The organism is Caballeronia sordidicola (assembly GCF_000729995.1).
Taxonomy (GTDB): Bacteria; Pseudomonadota; Gammaproteobacteria; order Burkholderiales; family Burkholderiaceae; genus Caballeronia; species Caballeronia sordidicola_A.
In genome coordinates this window covers 215,015-233,424 of the sequence record NZ_JNFG01000007.1, presented here as the reverse complement: position 1 = coordinate 233,424, position 18,410 = coordinate 215,015, and the positions used below count along the sequence as shown (strand labels likewise).

At 58.6% G+C, this 18,410-nt stretch carries 17 protein-coding genes; 7 read left to right on the top strand and 10 right to left on the bottom strand.

The genetic code is table 11. The features are described from left to right. Window positions 1-66 precede the first annotated feature (66 nt). Window positions 67-1,029: a quinone oxidoreductase family protein gene (locus FH08_RS0108080; protein WP_031357848.1), complete on the bottom strand. Its 963-nt coding sequence runs from the start codon at window positions 1,027-1,029 to the stop codon at window positions 67-69. A 109-nt stretch (window positions 1,030-1,138) separates the two neighbouring features. Between FH08_RS0108080 and FH08_RS0108075 the strand changes: the two genes are divergently transcribed. After that, window positions 1,139-1,591: a MarR family winged helix-turn-helix transcriptional regulator gene (locus FH08_RS0108075; protein WP_031357847.1), complete on the top strand. Its 453-nt coding sequence runs from the start codon at window positions 1,139-1,141 to the stop codon at window positions 1,589-1,591. A 50-nt stretch (window positions 1,592-1,641) separates the two neighbouring features. On the opposite strand, the gene FH08_RS0108070 is transcribed toward FH08_RS0108075, so the two are convergent. The 6 genes from FH08_RS0108070 to FH08_RS0108045 form a co-directional block, all read right to left on the bottom strand. After that, the gene (locus tag FH08_RS0108070) at window positions 1,642-3,114 is read right to left on the bottom strand and encodes an MFS transporter (RefSeq protein ID WP_031357846.1); all 1,473 of its coding nucleotides are present in this window, start codon (window positions 3,112-3,114) and stop codon (window positions 1,642-1,644) included. Between the two features lie 65 nt (window positions 3,115-3,179). Further along, window positions 3,180-4,388: a CaiB/BaiF CoA transferase family protein gene (locus FH08_RS0108065; RefSeq protein ID WP_031357845.1), complete on the bottom strand. Its 1,209-nt coding sequence runs from the start codon at window positions 4,386-4,388 to the stop codon at window positions 3,180-3,182. Then, entirely contained in the window at window positions 4,385-5,314 is a 930-nt protein-coding gene (locus FH08_RS0108060) for a hydroxymethylglutaryl-CoA lyase (protein ID WP_031357844.1), read from the bottom strand. The genes FH08_RS0108065 and FH08_RS0108060 overlap by 4 nt, the downstream gene beginning before the upstream one ends. Window positions 5,315-5,518: 204 nt before the next feature. Beyond that, window positions 5,519-6,412: a LysR substrate-binding domain-containing protein gene (locus FH08_RS0108055; protein ID WP_031357843.1), complete on the bottom strand. Its 894-nt coding sequence runs from the start codon at window positions 6,410-6,412 to the stop codon at window positions 5,519-5,521. Between the two features lie 106 nt (window positions 6,413-6,518). Further along, the gene (locus tag FH08_RS0108050; protein WP_051887908.1) at window positions 6,519-7,556 is read right to left on the bottom strand and encodes an asparaginase; all 1,038 of its coding nucleotides are present in this window, start codon (window positions 7,554-7,556) and stop codon (window positions 6,519-6,521) included. A 5-nt stretch (window positions 7,557-7,561) separates the two neighbouring features. Continuing rightward, window positions 7,562-8,653, bottom strand: a complete 1,092-nt coding sequence (locus tag FH08_RS0108045; RefSeq protein ID WP_051887933.1) for a branched-chain amino acid ABC transporter substrate-binding protein — start codon at window positions 8,651-8,653, stop codon at window positions 7,562-7,564. 263 nt (window positions 8,654-8,916) lie between these two features. Between FH08_RS0108045 and FH08_RS0108040 the strand changes: the two genes are divergently transcribed. Then, entirely contained in the window at window positions 8,917-10,002 is a 1,086-nt protein-coding gene (locus FH08_RS0108040; RefSeq protein WP_051887931.1) for a GlxA family transcriptional regulator, read from the top strand. Between the two features lie 70 nt (window positions 10,003-10,072). On the opposite strand, the gene FH08_RS0108035 is transcribed toward FH08_RS0108040, so the two are convergent. Together FH08_RS0108035 and FH08_RS0108030 are read right to left on the bottom strand one after the other, a co-directional pair. Then, window positions 10,073-11,002, bottom strand: coding sequence for a glycosyl transferase family 90 (locus tag FH08_RS0108035; protein WP_031357839.1), 930 nt, complete (start codon window positions 11,000-11,002; stop codon window positions 10,073-10,075). 518 nt (window positions 11,003-11,520) lie between these two features. After that, the gene (locus FH08_RS0108030; RefSeq protein WP_063771172.1) at window positions 11,521-12,462 is read right to left on the bottom strand and encodes a LysR substrate-binding domain-containing protein; all 942 of its coding nucleotides are present in this window, start codon (window positions 12,460-12,462) and stop codon (window positions 11,521-11,523) included. 215 nt (window positions 12,463-12,677) lie between these two features. Here FH08_RS0108030 and FH08_RS0108025 point away from each other — a divergent pair, with 215 nt between their 5' ends. The 5 genes from FH08_RS0108025 (at window position 12,678) to FH08_RS0108005 (ending at window position 17,386) form a co-directional block, all read left to right on the top strand. Next, window positions 12,678-14,000 (top strand): aspartate aminotransferase family protein, encoded by a 1,323-nt coding sequence (locus FH08_RS0108025; RefSeq protein WP_031357837.1) that lies wholly within the window; start codon window positions 12,678-12,680, stop codon window positions 13,998-14,000. Between the two features lie 46 nt (window positions 14,001-14,046). Continuing rightward, a complete protein-coding gene (locus tag FH08_RS0108020; protein WP_031357836.1) occupies window positions 14,047-14,955 on the top strand; it encodes an amino acid ABC transporter substrate-binding protein in 909 nt (302 codons plus the stop codon). A gap of 160 nt (window positions 14,956-15,115) precedes the next feature. Continuing rightward, window positions 15,116-15,844 carry an amino acid ABC transporter permease gene (locus FH08_RS0108015; RefSeq protein ID WP_031357835.1) on the top strand — a complete coding sequence of 243 codons (729 nt, stop codon included), beginning with the start codon at window positions 15,116-15,118 and terminating at the stop codon, window positions 15,842-15,844. Window positions 15,845-15,852: 8 nt separating this feature from the next. Next, on the top strand, window positions 15,853-16,587 hold the full coding sequence (locus FH08_RS0108010) for an amino acid ABC transporter permease (RefSeq protein ID WP_035565586.1): 735 nt from the start codon (window positions 15,853-15,855) through the stop codon (window positions 16,585-16,587). Window positions 16,588-16,612: 25 nt separating this feature from the next. After that, window positions 16,613-17,386: an amino acid ABC transporter ATP-binding protein gene (locus FH08_RS0108005; RefSeq protein WP_031357833.1), complete on the top strand. Its 774-nt coding sequence runs from the start codon at window positions 16,613-16,615 to the stop codon at window positions 17,384-17,386. A gap of 48 nt (window positions 17,387-17,434) precedes the next feature. Here the strand turns inward: FH08_RS0108005 and FH08_RS0108000 are convergent, their stop codons facing one another. Then, on the bottom strand, window positions 17,435-18,337 hold the full coding sequence (locus tag FH08_RS0108000) for a LysR family transcriptional regulator (protein ID WP_031357832.1): 903 nt from the start codon (window positions 18,335-18,337) through the stop codon (window positions 17,435-17,437). Between the last annotated feature and the right edge of the window lie 73 nt (window positions 18,338-18,410).

The following is an 18,410-nucleotide window of genomic DNA, read 5'->3' as shown; positions in this document are numbered from 1 at the left end:
TTTTTACCATGTATCGGCTAGATGTTGCGGAATCGCGAAGTTCGGCAAATAGGCAATACCCAGTCATCACGGTTGAAACCCTGTCGTAAACACCGTGCGTGCCTGGTTTTCATTTGCCCAATGATCCTCGACCTGAGCCAAGGGCACCGGGTTCGTCGCGATCTTGAAGCCGCCGGGGACCGTGGCGTTCAACAAGTGTTCGATCGAAGCAAGGAGGCGCGGCATTGGAATGCTGCCAATACCACTGCCCATGAGTTCGATAGCCGATGATCGTAGCACTGCGCCGGGAAGCGTGATGGATGCCTCGCTCATGGCCCCTATCTGAACAAACCGGAGCGGCACCGCCTCCGGCGAAGCTTTGGCGCCGGCCGCCAGCAACAGCTCTGCGCTTTGCCCCCAAAGATAGTCGAGCACCACGCCAATACCCTGCTGAAATTGCTGTTGGAACGCGCTTTCGAGTGCATCGTTGTCCTGCGTGAGACTGATCGTCTCGTCAGCACCCAGTGCTTTCAATGACTGCAGGGTTTCTGCATTCCGCCCGGTCGCAATGATCTTGCCCGCGCCCAGATACTTGGCGATCTGCACGGCGAGACGGCCCGACACGCCAGTTGCACCATTGATCAGTACCGTCTCCCCCTTCACGAGCTTTGCGCGTTCAGTCAAAGCCGCCCATGACGACATGCCCGGAATAGCAATTGCCGCAGCGCTCACCTGATCCAGCGCCGCGGGCAAAGGAATACAACGCGCCTTCTTGACGATGCAATGCTCCGCCATGCCGCCGAAGGGCGCTTCAGGCAGCACGAAATAGACGCGCGTGCCGTCTTCAAGAACACCGGTGCCGTCGACTCCAGGCACGAAAGGGAGCTTCGCCGCGGAGCTATAGTGCTTGCCCGATGCCCGGCTCTTGGTGACATGACTCAGCGCGGATGCTACAACCGCGATACGGACTACGCCTTCGGCGACAGCCGGCTCCGTGAAGTCGGTATAAACCGGCGTCGCACCGGCTGCTTTGACGAGTGCTGCTTTCATGGTTGCTCTCCTTTGCCAAGTATCCGAGCGTACGCTTCATCCAGGATTGGATCATCGAATATATGTGTACTATACACATATATGGGCACTGACAAGGAATTGAATCGCGATGGGGAAAGAAATCCGCGAGTTGCGGGAAGCATTATTGGACCTGACGGGTGTGCTTAATCGGCCGCAGCCCGATGCTGCGCTTATCGAGGCGGCAGGCGTCGATCTGGATCGTGCGCTTTTTCCGCTGCTGGCAAGGGTCGCCCGGCTGGGACCGCTTGGTATTGTCGAACTCGCGGAACTCGTGGGGCGCGACTACAGCACGGTCAGCAGGCAGATCGCCAAACTGGAAAGCCTCGGACTAGTCTCGCGGTGTCCGAGCCCGGACGACGGCCGGGTTCGCGCGGCCGTCATTACGGATCAGGGCCGGGTCATGACGGATGCGCTGGACGCGGCGCGCCAGAAAATCATCGAAGAATTGCTTGCCGGCTGGGAAGCAAAAGAGGTGGGCGAGCTTGCGCGGCTGCTTCGAAAATTTGCGGATGATGCGCTTGGCTGGGTCAAGACGCTTTGAACGGGACTTCGCTTGACCGGGCGAAGGCCGCTTCATCATGAGTGAAGTGCTCAGGCGGATATATCCTCCAGCGCAACATTCCGGGTCTTCGGTCCCAGTATTGCTATCGCGCAAATCACCACGATCATTGCGCCGGAGATAAACACGAATACCCCATTCACACCAAACTCCCTGAGGCACCAGGCGATCACAAAAGCGGAAAACATCGCCGAGATCCGGCTCCATGAATAGACAAAGCCTACGGCCCGCGCCCGAATGCTGGTCGGGAACAATTCGGCCTGGTACGCGTGGTAACTGAACGAGATGATGTTGCCGGCAAGAACCAGACATACGCCCAGGCTGACCAGCATGACGGTTTCGCGCGCCTGGCTGAACATCAGGCCGCACGCTACATTGACCGCCGCCATCACAATGATCACGGTCTTGCGCTCGAATTTGTCCGCGACCAGCATGCCGAGCAGCGGACCCAGGGGCGCCGCAATGGCAATGATCGATGCATACATCAGGCTGCTTGTGATCGTCACGCCTTGCTTGATCAGCAAGGTGGGAATCCAGTTGGCGAACCCGTAGTAACCCATTGTCTGGAAGACGTGAAAAATGATGAGCATTGCTACGCGCTTTCGATAGGGCGCCACTAGCAGGTCCCGAAACGACGCACGAGCTCTCACCGGTTCGGGCAGTGCGGGTGTGGGCAGCGGCTTTCCGTATTCGTTCTCGACCCGCGCTTCAATGCGTGTCATGACGGCGTCGGCTTCATTCAGGCGCCCTTGCTGGGCGAGCCAGCGCGGACTCTCGGGAAGCCGCCGGCGTACCCACCATACGACCATCGCGCCAACCACACCGGTGAAGACGACACAACGCCAGCCGTCGATACCGAACACCTGGCGAGGCACGAGCAGGTAAGACAGAAACGCGACAACGGGAACCGCGCAGAAACCGATCGCCTGCGAGCATGCCGAAGCACGACCGCGAATGTGCTTGGGAACAAGCTCCGAGATGTACGTCCCAATGGTGACTATCTCCACGCCGATTCCAACGCCTGCTATAAATCGCCATAGATTCAATCCGAAGGCGGTGTCCTGAAATGCCATGATGATGTTCGCCGCGGTGTACCAGAGCAGCGAGTAGGTGAAGATCGCGCGGCGGCCGAATTTATCGGCGAGAAAGCCACATGCTGCCGTTCCTATGAAAAGACCGGCGAACAGCGCCGCGATAAAGCTCGCCACTCCGCTTGTCCCAAGCAATCCATGCGTGGTCGAGGTCAGAATGCCGCTCTTGACCAGGCCCGGGGCGATATAACCCGAAAACATCAGGTCGAATATCTCGAAGAACAGGCCGAGACTTAACAGCATGACGAGTTGCCAGATCGTTCTCGTCGCGGGTAACCGGTCCAGCCGCGCCGAGATCCGCGCCGCGCCCAGCGCAACGTCATTCACCGCGGATTCGGCCTGGCTGGATGCATCCGGCATTGCGCCGGGATGTGCAACGGCGGCGGAAAAAACAGCATGATTCGACGATTCCATCGCCTGTCTCCATGAGTTCCGGTCTTGGGCCGGCTCAAGTACTATTCGGGACTACTTATGCGCGCTCAGGCGGCTTTCGAGTGCCCGGCGGAGGTGAGACCGTCGATCTGTGTTTCAGCGTAGCCAAGTTCACGCAATACCTCGACCGTGTGCTCGCCGACCTTTGCAATCGGTTGACGCGGCTGCAAGCGCTCACCATTCATGGAGATGGGCAGAAGCGGCATCGCCGTCTCGGTTCCATCGTCGAGCGTCAGCGTTGCAAGGCCGCCGCTTTCGATCAAATGCTTGTCGTCGAACAGCTCTTCGGGCTTGGTGATCGATGCAAATGGAATATGACTGCGTTCGAACTGCGGCGTCAGCGCTGAGCCTTCGAGCCGGCTCAACGTTTCGCCCAGCGTTTGCAGAAGCCACGGGCGCACCACCACGCGATCGTTGTTGGTCGCGAGTCGCGGGTCCGCGAGCAAATCGGGTCGATCGAGAATGGCGCACAGGGAGCGCCATTGAGTGTCTCCCGTCGCCGCAATGAACATCTGCTCGCCTCCGGCAAGCGTGAAGACGTCGTACACCGCCCATGCGCTGATACGTTCAGGCATTGGGGCGGCAGCGACGCCGGTCGCGGCGAACTGTTGCATATGTTGGGCCGAGAGCAGCACGCAATTCTCGAACAGCGCGCTTTGCACTTCCTTGCCGATGCCGCTCGACTTGCGTTCGAAGAGTGCTGCAAGCACACCGATCGCGCCGAACATGCCGCCCATGATGTCGTTCACGGAGCTTCCCGCGCGTAGCGGCCGGCCGACCGGGCCCGTCATGTAGGCGAGCCCGGCCATCATCTGCACGACTTCATCGAGGGCGAGCCGATGTTCGTACGGTCCGTTGAGAAAGCCCTTGTGCGACACATAAATCAAACCGGGGTCCCGCGCTTTCAAACTCTCGTAGTCCAGACCCAGCGATGCCATGCGGCCAGGCTTGAAATTTTCGATGAAGACATCGGCCGTGTCGACCAGCTTGTGAAGCGCATCGAGACCTGCTTCGGTGTCGAGGTCGAGGGCGATGCTCTTCTTGTTGCGGTTAAAGGTGCGGAAGAAACCAGCGCCGGTGCCGAGCAGACGCCGCGTGCCGTCGCCGCGTGGCGGCTCGACCTTGATGACTTCAGCGCCGAGGTCTCCCAGGATCATGCCGCAGGTGGGTCCCATCACCATGTGAGACAGTTCGACCACGCGAATGCCTGCCAGTGGCAGGGCGCTGGTTTGTGCGGAAGCCGTAGAGGGGTTCATCGGGTGACCTTTGATTCGTGGAATTGCGAGGGAACACCCGCGCGTGCGAGGTATCCATAGAGCGCCTCACCGGGCAGCGCTTGTTCGAGCACGCTGCGTGAAGCAATCAGCTTTTCTACGTCGACGCCTGTCTCGTAGCCCATGCTTTGCAGCATGAAGACAAGGTCTTCGGTGTTGACATTGCCGGTAGCGCCCGGGGCGTGGGGACACCCTCCGAGTCCGGCCAGCGACGAATCGAACTCGCGGATGCCGTGCTGAAGGGCGATGAGCGTGTTGGCAAGGCCAAGGCCGCGCGTGTCATGGAAGTGCACGGAGCGCAGTGCGTGGCCCGCAATGTCACGGACGAGGTCGATGATTTCGCCCACCTGGCGAGGGGTGGCCTGACCGGTGGTGTCGCCGAGTGCGATTACGTCGGCGCCTGCCTCGAGTGCTCGCCTTGCGATGTTGGCGATGTCTTCATATGGCACGTTGCCTTGCAACGTGCAGCCAAATACGGTGGACAGTCCCGCAATGGTCTCGGCATGGCCCTTGGCGAGCGAACACATCTCGGCAAACGCGCCAAGCATCTCTGCGGGGGTCTTTCGCACGTTGGCGAGGCTGTGCGCGGCGCTGACCGATATCGGTGCGACGATCCTGTGGACACCGGATTCGATCGCGCGCTGCGCACCCTTCACGTTTGGAACCAACGCGGTTACCACGAGGCCCTCAAGGGTCAGCGCGTGGGCAATCACCGTTTGGGCATCAGCCATTTGCGGCAGCAGTTTCGCCGGCACGAAGGACGCCACCTCCATGCTACGTATGCCGGCTTCCCAGGCAGCGTCGATCCAACGCTTCTTGTCGTCGGTCGACATGATCCGCGAGATGCTTTGCAGGCCGTCGCGCATGCCGACCTCGGTGACGATCACGCGTCCGGTAGGGTAGTTCATCGCTTCTCAACTCATGATGACAAAGTTGAGTTGAAGCGTGACGGGCTGGATCCGCGCTGAAAAGACTCATTTGGCGATGCAGTCCATCTTGCCCTGCGATGGCTGTTGACGGTTACGTGGCGGGGCGAAATGTCTGAAAAGGGAAAACCCTTAAGGGCTTATGGGGGGCTGTGCGATGCAGAGGTACATAAACCAGGCGGGGCGTCAGCGCGTTGCCATGAGGTGCTCTATCAGTCGCGCTGCGGGCAGCGTCAAGGCCGCGCGATCACGCACGCAAATGACGAAGTGCCGTTCGGCCCAGGCTTCGGCCAGCGGAATCACGGCGAGTCCGTACTGTTCCCGGACCTGAGGGTTGACCGCTTCGCGAGGCAGGATCGCTACGGCGAGTCCTGCCTGGATGAATCTATAGGCCGCATCGAATGTCGAAACATACGCCCGGTAGCTAAGCTCTCGACCCTTCTCCGCGGCAATGCGCTGCATCAGGGCGTTCACGGACGCATTCGACGATAGTCCAAGGTGGTTCAGATCGAGCGTCTGCACGAAGCTGATGTCCGCCGCTCCCGCCAGCGGATGATGCTTCGGGACCACCAGGGCAAGATGGTCCGAGCGGTACGTCGTCACGTCGAGTTCGCGGGTGGAGATGAAGTCGCGGCAGATACCAATATCGGCTGCGCCCTCTTCCAGTCCCCGGACGATGTCAACGCTCGTACGCTCTTCAACGTCGACGCGCACACTCGGGTTCGCTTCCAGGAATCTCGAGAGCGCTTCAGGCAGAAACTCAACCATCGACGACACGTTCGCCAGCACGCGCACATGTCCGCGGCCGCCGGCGGCGTATTCACTCAGCTCCGCCTGCAAGCGCTCGTGGTCAAGCATGATGAGACGCGCGTGCTTAAGCAGCGCCTCGCCCGCTGCGGTCGGCCTGACGCCGCGCTGGCTGCGTGACAGCAAGGCGGTTTCGACCAATGTTTCCAGGTCCGCTAAGCGCTTGCTGACAGCCGACGGCGCAATAAACTCGCGCTCGGCGGCGCGTGCGATCGTCCCTTCTTCACATACCGCGATGAAAAGTCGAAGACTGATTTGGTCGATTTGCCACATGTTTATGCGCCGTGAGTCAAGGCGCACAGTTTGCACCAGCCTGAGCGTATTGACCGCTGGGATGTACCCGGTCTGCCGGCGCCTCGAGTCCGGCACATAGCCCCGGTCAATACGTCAGGAAGGCATTCTGAAGTTTGCGTGTGCACTGCTCTCCGGTGAGCGCCAGCATCATCAGGATGCGCGCCTTGTGAGGAACCTGATCGTCCGTTACCAACCAGTCGTAGCGGTCATCGGGCTGCGCGGCGTTACGGATGACGACGCCACTTCCCGTGCGCGAACCCCGGACAACGTGAACGCCACGCAATCTCGCATCGACCAGTGAGGCCACTACGGATGTCGCCACGTTGCCGTTGCCGGTCGCCGCATAGATGAGCGCCTTCACACCTGAGTCGAGCATGGCGTGCACCATCGCGTCGTTCATACCGCCGTGCGCATAGAGGATACCGACCTCCGGCAGAGCGTCGATCTCATCGATCGACCATTCGCTTTGCACTGTATGCCAACGCGCTGGCAATCGATAAAAGACCGGCTTGCCTTCAACGATATATCCCAGGGGACCGTAGGGCGAGCTGAACGCCTCCTGCTTGAAAGTATTGGTCTTCGCAACATCACGCGCGGTGTGGATCTCATCGTTTGCAACGACCAGCGTGCCCTTGCCGTGGGCTAACGAACTCGCCGCCACGACGATCGCGTTGTAGAGGTTAAGCGGCCCGTCCGAACTGAGTGCGGAGGGTGGACGCATGGCGCCCACCAGGACTACCGGCTTCGTGCTTTTGAGCGTCAGATGCAGGAAATAAGCGGTTTCATCGATGGTATCGGTGCCATGCGTGACCACAACGCCATCCACGTCATCACGTTTCAGCAGCGATGAAATCCGCTTGCCCAGCTGCAGCAGTTGCCTGCTGCCGAAGTTCTCCGAGCCGCACTGAAATAGCTGCTCGGCGCTGATGTCGGCAACCGATGCCGCAGCGGGCAGATCCGCCAGTATCTGGTCGATGGACACCACGGAGCAGTCATACGCCGATGTGTTGACCGGCGATGCGCCGCGGCCTGCGATCGTGCCGCCTGTGCCGATGAGTACGACCCGCGCTTTCGGCGGGGCAGCCAGGCCGACACCGCCCGCGTCAGGAACAGGAACGTCCATGTGCACTACATCTTCACGACGGTGAGCAGCGTCTGCTTGCCGCGTTTGTAGTCATACAGCGAGATCGCGCCCTGCTTCAGATCGCCGTGCGCGTCGAACTGCGTGCGTCCCAGCACGCCGACGAAATTTGCGCTCGGCATGGCTGCAAGGATATCCGGCGCTTTGGTCGAGTTCGCGCGCTTCATTGCGTCGACGATGATGTACACCGCGTCGTAGGCGAACGGCGCATTGAGCTGCACGTGCTGATGAAAGCGTGCTTCGTAACGTTGCTCGAAAGCGGGGCCGTTCGGCATCTCCTGAAGCGGCATGCCAGCGATCGAGCACACGACGTTGTCTGCGGCATCGCCGGCCAGTTTCGCGAGCGAATCGGCACACAGGCCGTCACCCCCCAGCACGCGTGCTGCAATGGCGAGCTGTCGCGCCTGCTTCGCGAACGGACCGCCCGTGGCGTCCATTCCTCCATACATGATGATGTCCGGATGCTCGCCCTTGATCTTGGTGAGAATCGAGCGGAAGTCGACGGCCTTGTCGTTGGTTGCATCGTGTGAGAGCACGGTCAGCCCGTCAGCCTTCGCCTGCTTCTCGAACTCATTGGCGAGCCCCTGGCCGTACGCTGTCGCGTCGTCGACGATCGCCACCGACTTGGCTCCTAGCGTCTTCTTCGCATAGTCGGCCAGCGCCGGACCCTGCTGGGCGTCGGTGGCGACAACCCGGTAAGCGGTCTTGAAGCCTTGTTGCGTATAAACCGGGTTGGTCGCTGAAGGGGAGACCTCGACAACACCCGCATCGCTGTAGATCTTCGATGCGGGGATCGTGGTTCCCGAATTCATGTGGCCAACCACGGCGACAACCTGATCGTCGACCAGCTTCTGCGCCACCTGCGTGCCCTGGCGCGGGTCCGACGCGTCGTCTTGTGCATCCAGCTCAAGCGTCACCTTATGGCCGCTGATCACCAGCCCCTTCGCGTTGATTTCCTCCACCGCCAGGCGGGCGCCGTTCTCCGTGTCCTTTCCCCACTCGGCATTGGCTCCGGTCAACGGTGCGGCATGGCCAATTTTGACAACTTCGTCTGCGAACGCGCTGGCCGAGCCGAGCATGATCAGACCCACTCCGATATTGGCGCATAGCGCGCCGTGAAATCTAGCCGACATGAGACTCTCCTGGTTATGCAGCTTGCTGGACGATGGTGCACCGACACTCGTGAGTGATCGATCGGGGGCAGGTGACAGGAGCGACTTTAGAGACGACAAAATGGCCGGCATTGCACCAACTCGTAAAAAAATAGAAGAAACGCGACATGGCGGGCAAGCGCATTTTCTGGCTTATATACTTGGGTTCACCAACGTCTTGCGGGAACGTCATGGCACGCGAAAAAACACTGGCCGATGCCCGGGAGCCGTCCCTTGGCCGGGATCTCGTCGATCGGCTCGATCGCGCCAGCGTCAAGCGAGAGGGCAACGCGTCGCGCTCGGGGGCCGAGCTCAACATCGGATTTCTTCTCTGGCCCACTTTCCCACTGCTTTCGCTGGCGGGCTTCTGTGACGCGTTGCGCCATGCAGCCGATCTCGGCGACCAGAGCCGTCCGCTGCGATGCGCATGGATGCTGCTCGGCATGGCCGATGAAACCGTGGAAGCGAGTTGCGGAGTGGCCGTGCCCGTGCATGCGGTACAGGGGTCACCGCGGCAATTCGATTACCTCGTGGTGATCGGCGGCCTTCTGCCGAAACTTGAACAGGTCGACCGGCGCTACTGGGACTATTTGCGCGAGGCTGACACCGAAGGCGTGCCACTGATCGGCATGTGCACCGGCAGTTTCGTATTGGCAAAAGCAGGCTTGATGCGGGACCGGGTTGCTTGCGTCCACGCGTTCCACCTGGAGGACTACAAGACGATGTTCCCGGACTTGCGGGTCATCGCCAATGCAGACTATTTAATCGACGGCAACCGGATCACGTGCGCCGGCGGCGTGTCGGTCCTCGAGTTGGCAACGCGTTTGATCAGCCTGCATTGCGGCTCGGACAGAGCGTCCAAGGTGATTCATCAAATGACAGTCAGCCGTCACGGCGGCACGTCGTTCGTGGAGCGCCGCAAGGCGCTGGGCTATCTGGCAGTCGGTGATCTGCTGGTACGCCACGCTGTTGTGCTGATGGAAGAAAACCTGGAGGCGCCGCTCAACGTCACGGTGATTGCGAAGATGACCGGGACAAGCGTCAGGCAACTCGAACGTAACTTCCTGACTGAGATGGGGATGTCCCCCAAGGAGTTTTACCGGACGATGCGGCTTCGATACGCGCGCTGGCTACTGCTTAATACAGAAAAACGCATCACGGTAATCGCCTATGAATGCGGTTTTGCCGACTCCGCACATTTCATCCGCGGCTTCAAGGAAGTCTACGGCGTGACGCCCGGCAGGCTCAGGGCATCACTGGAAGAACGCTTGTCCTGACGGGCGGAGCATGCATGTCGCAGACATGCGGGGGACATGTCTGCGACATGACAGACCCTTTGTCGACCCTTTATTGACCGGAAAGATCGAGATATTTTCTGAGAACCAGCAGCGAAATAAGCTTTTCCCGTCGCGTGTCAAGGAACTGCATGGCGTACTGATTGGCGTTTTTGATTATCGCCATCGCCTTTTCTGTATGCTTGGTGTAATAATTTATTTTATCTTCCAGATCGGAAAATTCGTCGTCCAGAAGCACGTAGTGGTGATCCGGGATCAAGGAACCTTCCATGAACCAGCTTTCCACCCGCGGCTTGCGCATGAAGCATACGGAATTCGAAAGCATGATCCATTTCAAGTTGGTGGCGACGTCATTACCTTCCAGACTGATCACGAACTTGTATTTCAACTGGTCAGCAATACTCATATAAGGTCGATGACCATGCTGACCTTTCATGGCGTCGTCAGTGTCGCCAATATCGGCTATTGGTGAACCGTGATACCTGGCGACAAATGCTTTTCGGTGCTCCTGGTAGCACGCACCTCGAAAAACGGCCATGTTGAGTTTGCTTTCAAATGATCGCGTATCTTCAATAAAATTGAAGTGCCTCATTTTGTCCAGCTTCAGTATGACCGAATTTTCATTGGCTTCGGTGAGTGGTCTGGTCTTAAGAAGCGTTGGCTCATCCACCGCTTCTTTAATGTCCTTGAAAACATAGTTGAATTTCACCGAACGTGCGAAGTATCGGGATATCTCTTTGAAATCATAGTAGTAGGCGCTTGGATTGCCGCGCAAAGGCAGCGTGCTGCTCCGGCTAGCCGTTTCGTTCAGGACAAATTGGCGCTCGAGCTTATTATAATAATTGGCGCGTGAGCGAATATAAGTCCATTGATGTTCGTCCAGATTCCTGAACATGCGGTCATATCTTTTTTCAAAAATCAATGATGGAAAAAGATCGAAAATAACATTTTTTGCGTAAAATTTTAATTTTCTGGCATGCATAAATCTGACTCAATCTTGTAATGGGGTGCTAAAAATTTAACGAAAAATGTTGTGAAGCTTTTGCGAGGCAAGGCGACCGTCATTCTTCAGAAAACTCATCACCTTTGGGTCACACCGGAATGCTCTGCGGCAGTTGCTCTACAGTCTTACGTTGCAGCAGTTACTTGTAAAAGCAGATTGCGGGACAGTACTACATTGAACGAGTGGAGCAGTTGTTGCATGGAGCGAAACACACGGACAGACGCTAGTGTACCTGCTAGCACTTTCGCGACAATATAGTCAACAGTTTTTGAGCCTTGAAGGTCGAGGTCGAATCGTTTCGACTACTGACTTATCCGACCCGCTGCACACGTTGTGCAGCATGGAGGCTAACGTTTGCGAAGCTCGGTGAGTGATCAGCCATGCTAATTACTTCTCTCAAGCGAAGAGACTAGCCAACGACGGTGGGACGAACCGTCCAGCTGTTCTATCGCTTGCTTGCAAATGGGATGGGATAGCCAGGCAGCGATCGCACCTAATCACATTCCACCCAATTTCGACGTCAGGTTGGCCGCAGTCAATGCGGAGCGCAACCACGTCTCGAACGTCGCCGCTGCTTGTGAGCTGGTTTTATAACCTCTTGATCGAACCAGGTAATAGGACGTCACTTCTATGCTGAACTGAGCGTCATCGAAAGGCGCGATAAGCCGTCCGTCATTCAATTCTTCCGCCGCCAGAAGCTCGCTTTCGAGTACGACGCCCAGCCCGTCGACTGCAGCCTCGATCGCCATGACCGACCGATCGAGCCAGAGTTCGTTGTCCGGCCGCACTTCCTTGCCGCAGACGCGCCGCAAGTACTCTGACCACGTCAGCCCATTGGACGAGTGGATCAAGGTCGCGCGCAAAAGGTCCTGTGGCGTGCGCAGCGCGAGCGTGGCGGCAAGGGCGGGGCTGCACAACGGGCGCAGCCGCTCCAGCAGCAAGGGCTCTACATCGTGTTTTGCAGTATTCGGATGCCCATAAGCAATCGCAATATCGAATCGGGTTGTCTCGAGGTCATCGTGATCTGAAAGCGTAGACAACCGGATCCTGACTTCCGGATTGGCGCGCAGGAATTCCGGAAGCCTGGGTTGCAGCCACTTGGCGGCGAAACTTGGACCCGATGCGACCACCAGGTAACCACGCTGCGACTGCGGCGCGACCAGATTGGTAGCTTCGGCGATCACACCGAATGCGCGTTCAAGCTCGCGGGCGTAAGTCCGCCCTGCAGCCGTCAGGGCGGCTCGCCCCGGATGCCGTTGAAACAACGGTACGCCAAGGAAATCCTCGAGTTGCTGGATGTGATGACTGACCGCCGACGGTGTGACCGCAAGCTCTTCCGCGCCAAGCGCGAAGCTTCCCCGTCGTGCCGCGGCCTCGAACGCAAGGAGTGCCTTGAGCGGCGGCAAGCGGGATTTCGTCGGGCTTCTAGTTGAGCTCATTTGAGGGGGTGCTGAGTTATATGCGTTGGCGCTGACATTTTCGCCTACCTATGATCTTTTCTGACGGCCGCCAGACAAAGCAAGCGTTATGCCAAATAGTGTACGTAGACGAGCATGGCGCGGTGGCGGTCGTTCGATGATGACATGCAACCCAGGTTCTGCGGCCAGCGATCAGATCCGGCCGACAACCCGCCAACGAGCCAACGGAGTGAACGATGAAAGAAGGACTTCTGCAAGCATCCAGGGACTACTTGGTCAGATACGGCGGCGACGCCTTCCCGAACCTGTTCACGTCTGCCAAGGGCACTATCGTAAAGGATAGCAATGGACGCGAGTACCTGGACTTCACGTCAGGGCAGATGTGCGCCACGATCGGGCACAACCATCCTGCGATTGTCGAAGCGGTTCACCGGGCGGGCGAGAAGGCCTTCCACATGTTCAGCGGCATGATCCCCGAAGTCGTCGCCGAACTCGGGCAGACGCTTGCACGTGACTGGCTGCCCGGCGACATCAAGAAGACGATCTTCATCAATACCGGTTCCGAGGCCACCGAGGTCGCGCTGCGCATGGCCAAGATGTATACCGACGGCTATGAAGTCCTGGCGCTGGGCGGCTCGTGGCATGGCATCACCGGTGGCGCGAGTACCGTGTCCTTCGCGAGTGACCGCAAAGGGTATGGCGTTCCCGCACCCGGCGTTTTCCTGATTCCCGAGCCGAATTCGTATCGCCCGTACATTCAGGCGGCGACGCCGGAAGAAGCGGCGCTCGCAAACCTGAACCTCGCGTTGAAGATGTTCGACATGCAGTCGAGCGGGCGCGGTGCGGCGATCATTGTCGAGCCCGTCATTAGCGCAGGGGGCGTCCTGGTGCCACCGAAGTCGTTCATGCAGGCACTCAGAAAGGCGGCAGACGATCGAGGCATGCTGCTCATTTTCGATGAAGCGCAAACCGCGTTTGGCCGGATTGGAACGCGTACCGGATCCGAATTCTTCGGTGTCGTCCCCGACATCATGACCATGTCGAAAACGCTCGGCGGCGGCTTGCCGCTTGCCGCGGTATCGACGACTGCAAAGATCGAAGAAGTCCTCCACCAGAAGCACTTCACGTTTTACACCAGTCATGTTTCGGACCCGCTCACGGCCGAAGTTGGACTGGCCGTGTTAAAGGTGATCAAGGAAGAGAACCTCATTGCGCGCGCCAATGAGATGGGGGGCTACCTGCGCCGCCGCTTCGAAGAATTGCAGCAGCGCTATGAGGTGATCGGCGACATCCGGGGCGCGGGCCTCCTGCTTGGCGTCGAGCTGGTGACTGACCGGGCATCGCGCAATCCGGCTCATGAGCTCGGCGCAATGACGACCCGGAAATGCTTTGAGAACGGTCTAAGCATGAACATTCGCCGTCGTCCGGAACGCGGCTCGGTGTGGCGCATTGCGCCTCCGCTGACGGTCTCAACGGACGAGATCGACCGCGCGGTGGACATTCTCGACAAGGCACTACGCGACAGTCTCGACGAAACAGCGGTAGCGAAAGCCGCCTGAGATTGGGCGTGGACATCGAACGGATTTTTTCAATAATGGGGAAACCATGAAGCGCACCGCGGCGAGACACTGGCTGTTCATTGCGGCCATTACCGGCATTGGACTTACTGCTCCCGCAGCGCACGCGGAAAGTTCAACGCTGGAAAAAATCCGGTCCTCCAATACGCTAACGCTTGGCTATCGCGAGTCATCGATTCCGTTTTCTTTTCTTGGCGCCGGTCAAAAGCCGGTTGGCTTTTCGCTAGACCTGTGCGCGGCAATCGCGGAAAAAGTGAAGGCGGAGCTGAAGCTGCCGAAGCTGAACGTGGCTTATCTGGCGGTCAGCGCAGCGAATCGAATACCGCTCCTGCAAAACGGCACGATCGACATTGAATGTGGAAGCACGACCAACACCGCCGAACGCCAGCAGCAGGTCGGATTTTCCGTCGCCACGTTCGCCGGTGGCCCGACCTGGCTGACCACGGCATCGTCGGGAATTACCGATGTGAAAGGGCTTCAAGGCAAGACCGTCGTACTGACGCAGGGGTCGCTCAACCTGGGTCTTGCCATGAAGATCAATAGCGACCTCAAGCTCAACATGACGATCCTCCAATCCAAGGAACAAGCCGAATCGCTTTTGTTGCTGCGCACCGGGCGCGCGTCGGCATGGTTTGAAGACAACATCCTGGAAGCAGGTCTTGTAGCAGGATCGCCCGACCCCAAGGCATTCCGATATCTGCCGAATGCAAGCGCTCAGGTCTATTACTACGGCCTGATGATTCCGAAGAACGACCCGGGATTCAAGTCGGTGGTAGACGGCGCTCTAAGTGCCCAAATGGCGTCCGGCGAATTTTCAAAGACTTACGCCAAGTGGTTCACGCAACCCATCCCGCCCCACGGACAGAACCTGGCTTTGCCAATGAACGAAGCGCTCAAGGCAAGAGTGGCGGCACCTAGCGACTCTCTTACCCCGTAGCGCTTCAAGCAGTCTCGCTAAAGAGTCTGTCCAGGCAGGGGCCAATTGAAACTCGGTACGTGCTGGTTGCATCGCTACGATCAAACAGGGACATCACCGCGTCGTCGACTTGACGATGCGGCGCCCTTTCACGCGCGCCTTTTCAGTGAGCGGAAAAACAATGCAAGTTCTCTTTGACCAGACAGCAGAAGGGGGCACCTACCTGGGGTGGTTGATGTCCGGCTTATGCTGGACGTTGCTCTTGTGGTTTGTTTCCGGCGTGTTCGCGTTCGCAATCGGCATAAGCGTGGGTGCGGCGCGAACGGTCCGCTATCTTCCATTGCGTATCGCGGCGCGGATTTATGTTCAGGTGTTCCGCAATGTCCCGTTGCTCGTCCAAGTATTCCTTTGGTACTTCGTCCTGCCAGAAGTGATCCCTACCACATGGGGGAACTCGATCAAGCAGATCGCGCCGCCGTGGGCCAGCTTTTATCCCGCCGTAGCCGGGCTTAGCCTGTACACGGCATCGCGTATTGCGGAGCAGGTTCGTGCCGGTATCAACGCGCTCTCCGATGGCCAGAAGAAAGCGGCCGACGCGCTCGGCCTTTCCGTCTTCCAAACCTACCTGCTGATCTTGTTGCCCCAGGCCATTCGCATAACCATCCCGACGCTAACCAGCGAGGCACTTGGCCTGCTTAAGAACACGTCGGTTGCGTTGACGATCGGTTTGCTCGAGATCACTGCCCGAGCGGAACAGATCAACGAATTCACGTTCAGGACGTTCGACGCCTTCGCGAGTGCAACAGTTCTGTACCTGTTGATCGCACTCGTGTTGCACCAGGTCGCATTTCAGGTGGAGCGGATGCTCCGTATTCCTGGCGTGAGCCAAAACAACACGGTTAAAAAATAGGGGGCGTCATGTCTTTTGATTTTGCTGCCGTGATCAACGCCACCCCGTACCTGCTGCAGGGACTCTTGTTTTCGGTGGAGCTCACGCTGGTGGCCATGACCGGCGGAATGCTGTTGGGAACGTTCATGGCAATCGTCAGGCACATGGCTGTGCCCGTGGCGGCCGACGCCATTCGTGCATACGTAACCCTGATGCGCTCCATTCCCCTGATTCTCGTTCTCTTTTGGTTCTTCTTCCTGGTTCCGCTGCTGTTGGGTCACTTGACGCCGGCGGGCCGTTCGATCCCGCTCGGCCCGAAATTCACCGCTTTCATCACCTTCACCCTTTTTGAATCCGCTTACTACGCGGAGATAGTGCGTGCCGGGCTTAAGGCGATCGACAAAGGGCAATACGAAGGTGCGAAGGCGCTTGGTCTTTCCAGCTCGACCATGTATTGGAACGTTGTCGTGCCTCAGGTCTTGCGGGTCACTGCGCCGATCATCGTGTCGCAGACAATCATCCTGTTTCAGGACACGGCGCTCGTCTACGTACTGTCACTAACCGACTTCTTTGGTGCAGCAGCAAAGATCGCTCAGCGCGATTCGAAACTGGTGGAGTTCTATTCGACGGTCGCGGTTGTCTATCTGCTCATCTGCTCGATGGGATCCGAGTTGTCCGAGCGTTTCCGGAAGAAACAAGGGTACCGCCCGCCCCGCGGCGGGCTCGAACGCGCCAAGCGTATGTTCGGTCTTGCCCGTCCATAAACATCGTTACCTTCGAGGTCTGATCATGGATGACGCGTTTTTGGCTCGAAATGAAATCCTCCGGATAGAAGGGCTCGAGCAAAGCTATGGATCGCTTCCTGTTTTGAAGGGCATCGACCTTCGTGTTAATAAAGGAGAGCGAATCGTAATATGTGGTCCGTCGGGTTCGGGAAAATCGACGTTGATCAGGTGCATCAACGGGCTGGAAACATTCAAGTCCGGAACGATCTCTGTCACGGATGTTCGTAGTGGCGACCATCTGACTCTACTCAGGGATATCCGTCGGGAAGTAGGCATGGTGTTTCAGAGTTTCAACCTGTTTCCACATATGTCGGTACTTGAAAACTGCATGCTGGCACCCATTAGAGTGCGCGACGTGAAGAAGGCTGAGGCGCGGGAAAGAGCCCTCTATTTTCTGCAGAAAGTCCGGGTGCTGGATCAGGCGCAAAAGTATCCCGGGCAGTTATCCGGCGGGCAACAGCAACGGGTGGCCATAGCGCGGGCGCTGTGCATGCAGCCGTCCATCATGCTCTTCGATGAACCAACCTCCGCGCTGGATCCTGAAGTCGTGCAAGAGGTCCTGGCCACCATGGTCGGTCTCGCCAAAGAAGGCATGACCATGCTGTGCGTTACGCACGAAATGGGGTTCGCGCGAGAAGTCGCCGATCGCGTCATTTTGATCGACGGGGGCAGGATTGTTGAAGAGGCTGCACCCGCCCAGTTTTTCGACACGCCTCAACATGAACGCACGAGGGCGTTTCTCGGGCGTGTGCTTCGCGGACATCCCGAAGTTGCATGACTGAGCGATCACTGCGCGACGTCGTGCCAAGCTACCAACCCAGGACCTCTACACCCCTAAAGCCGCAGAATAAGGTTCGATCAATCCGGCGAAGCGATCGGCGAGCGTCTGTCTTGCCCGTGCGGGCCATATTGCGCTGAGTTCAAAACGCGGCAACGCGGCGCCATCGACTATCTCGCACAGCTTTACTCCGCTAAATTGCAACGCCCGAACCGAATGCGGCAGCAGCGACACGCCGCATCCCGCAGCCACGCAAGCGAGTACAGTCAGCGACCGATTCGCCTCCTGCGCGATCTGCACCTCGCAACCCGCTTGCCGGAACGCGCTCAGAATGCCCGCGCGAACGCCCGGCAACTGACCCTGTGGAAACCAGACCAGCCCGTGCGGCGCGAGTTCGCGTAACGACACCTTGGCACCCGTGGCCAGCGGAAACGTTTCGGGCAACACGGCGATCAACGGCTCGCGCGCGATCAGCTTCTCGCGCATCTTGCCGGCGACTGCCACCGGCGTATGCAGCAAGCCAATATCGATTTCACCTTTCTCCAGCGCGCTCGCCTGCTCGGCATTACTCATCTCGCGCAGCACCAGTTCGACATCCGGCACCGACGCGCGCAGCGCCGCAATCGCTCGCGGCAGCACCTCGAACAGCGCCGCCGACGCGAATCCCACCGTCAGCCGCCCAGCGCGCTGCGCGCCGATCTCGCGAGCGCGGTGCGAGGCGGCGTCGATTCTCGCGACGCTCATCCGGACGTCCTCCACGATCGCCAGCCCGGCCGCGGTCAGGTCCGCGCCACGCCGTGTGCGGCTGAAAAGCTTGACGCCCAGTTCATTCTCGATGCGCGTAAGCGCCTGACTCAGCGCGGGCTGCGCAATGTTCAGACGTTCGGCGGCGCGGGTGACGCTGCCGGCATCGGCGACGGCGAGAAAGTACTTCAGGTTGCGTGTGTCCATATTAAAACGATATGAAAGATGATCGTTTGCATCATATATCTTTATCCAGGCGGTCCTTAGAATGCCTCCATGG

Coding starts and splice junctions, on each gene's coding strand:
- FH08_RS0108080 (WP_031357848.1), bottom strand. CDS start 1,029: ATGAAAGCAGCACTCGTCAAAGCAGCCGGTGCGACGCCGGTTTATACC.
- FH08_RS0108075 (WP_031357847.1), top strand. CDS start 1,139: ATGGGGAAAGAAATCCGCGAGTTGCGGGAAGCATTATTGGACCTGACG.
- FH08_RS0108070 (WP_031357846.1), bottom strand. CDS start 3,114: ATGGAATCGTCGAATCATGCTGTTTTTTCCGCCGCCGTTGCACATCCC.
- FH08_RS0108065 (WP_031357845.1), bottom strand. CDS start 4,388: ATGAACCCCTCTACGGCTTCCGCACAAACCAGCGCCCTGCCACTGGCA.
- FH08_RS0108060 (WP_031357844.1), bottom strand. CDS start 5,314: ATGAACTACCCTACCGGACGCGTGATCGTCACCGAGGTCGGCATGCGC.
- FH08_RS0108055 (WP_031357843.1), bottom strand. CDS start 6,412: ATGTGGCAAATCGACCAAATCAGTCTTCGACTTTTCATCGCGGTATGT.
- FH08_RS0108050 (WP_051887908.1), bottom strand. CDS start 7,556: ATGGACGTTCCTGTTCCTGACGCGGGCGGTGTCGGCCTGGCTGCCCCG.
- FH08_RS0108045 (WP_051887933.1), bottom strand. CDS start 8,653: ATGCTCGGCTCGGCCAGCGCGTTCGCAGACGAAGTTGTCAAAATTGGC.
- FH08_RS0108040 (WP_051887931.1), top strand. CDS start 8,917: ATGGCACGCGAAAAAACACTGGCCGATGCCCGGGAGCCGTCCCTTGGC.
- FH08_RS0108035 (WP_031357839.1), bottom strand. CDS start 11,002: ATGCATGCCAGAAAATTAAAATTTTACGCAAAAAATGTTATTTTCGAT.
- FH08_RS0108030 (WP_063771172.1), bottom strand. CDS start 12,462: ATGAGCTCAACTAGAAGCCCGACGAAATCCCGCTTGCCGCCGCTCAAG.
- FH08_RS0108025 (WP_031357837.1), top strand. CDS start 12,678: ATGAAAGAAGGACTTCTGCAAGCATCCAGGGACTACTTGGTCAGATAC.
- FH08_RS0108020 (WP_031357836.1), top strand. CDS start 14,047: ATGAAGCGCACCGCGGCGAGACACTGGCTGTTCATTGCGGCCATTACC.
- FH08_RS0108015 (WP_031357835.1), top strand. CDS start 15,116: ATGCAAGTTCTCTTTGACCAGACAGCAGAAGGGGGCACCTACCTGGGG.
- FH08_RS0108010 (WP_035565586.1), top strand. CDS start 15,853: ATGTCTTTTGATTTTGCTGCCGTGATCAACGCCACCCCGTACCTGCTG.
- FH08_RS0108005 (WP_031357833.1), top strand. CDS start 16,613: ATGGATGACGCGTTTTTGGCTCGAAATGAAATCCTCCGGATAGAAGGG.
- FH08_RS0108000 (WP_031357832.1), bottom strand. CDS start 18,337: ATGGACACACGCAACCTGAAGTACTTTCTCGCCGTCGCCGATGCCGGC.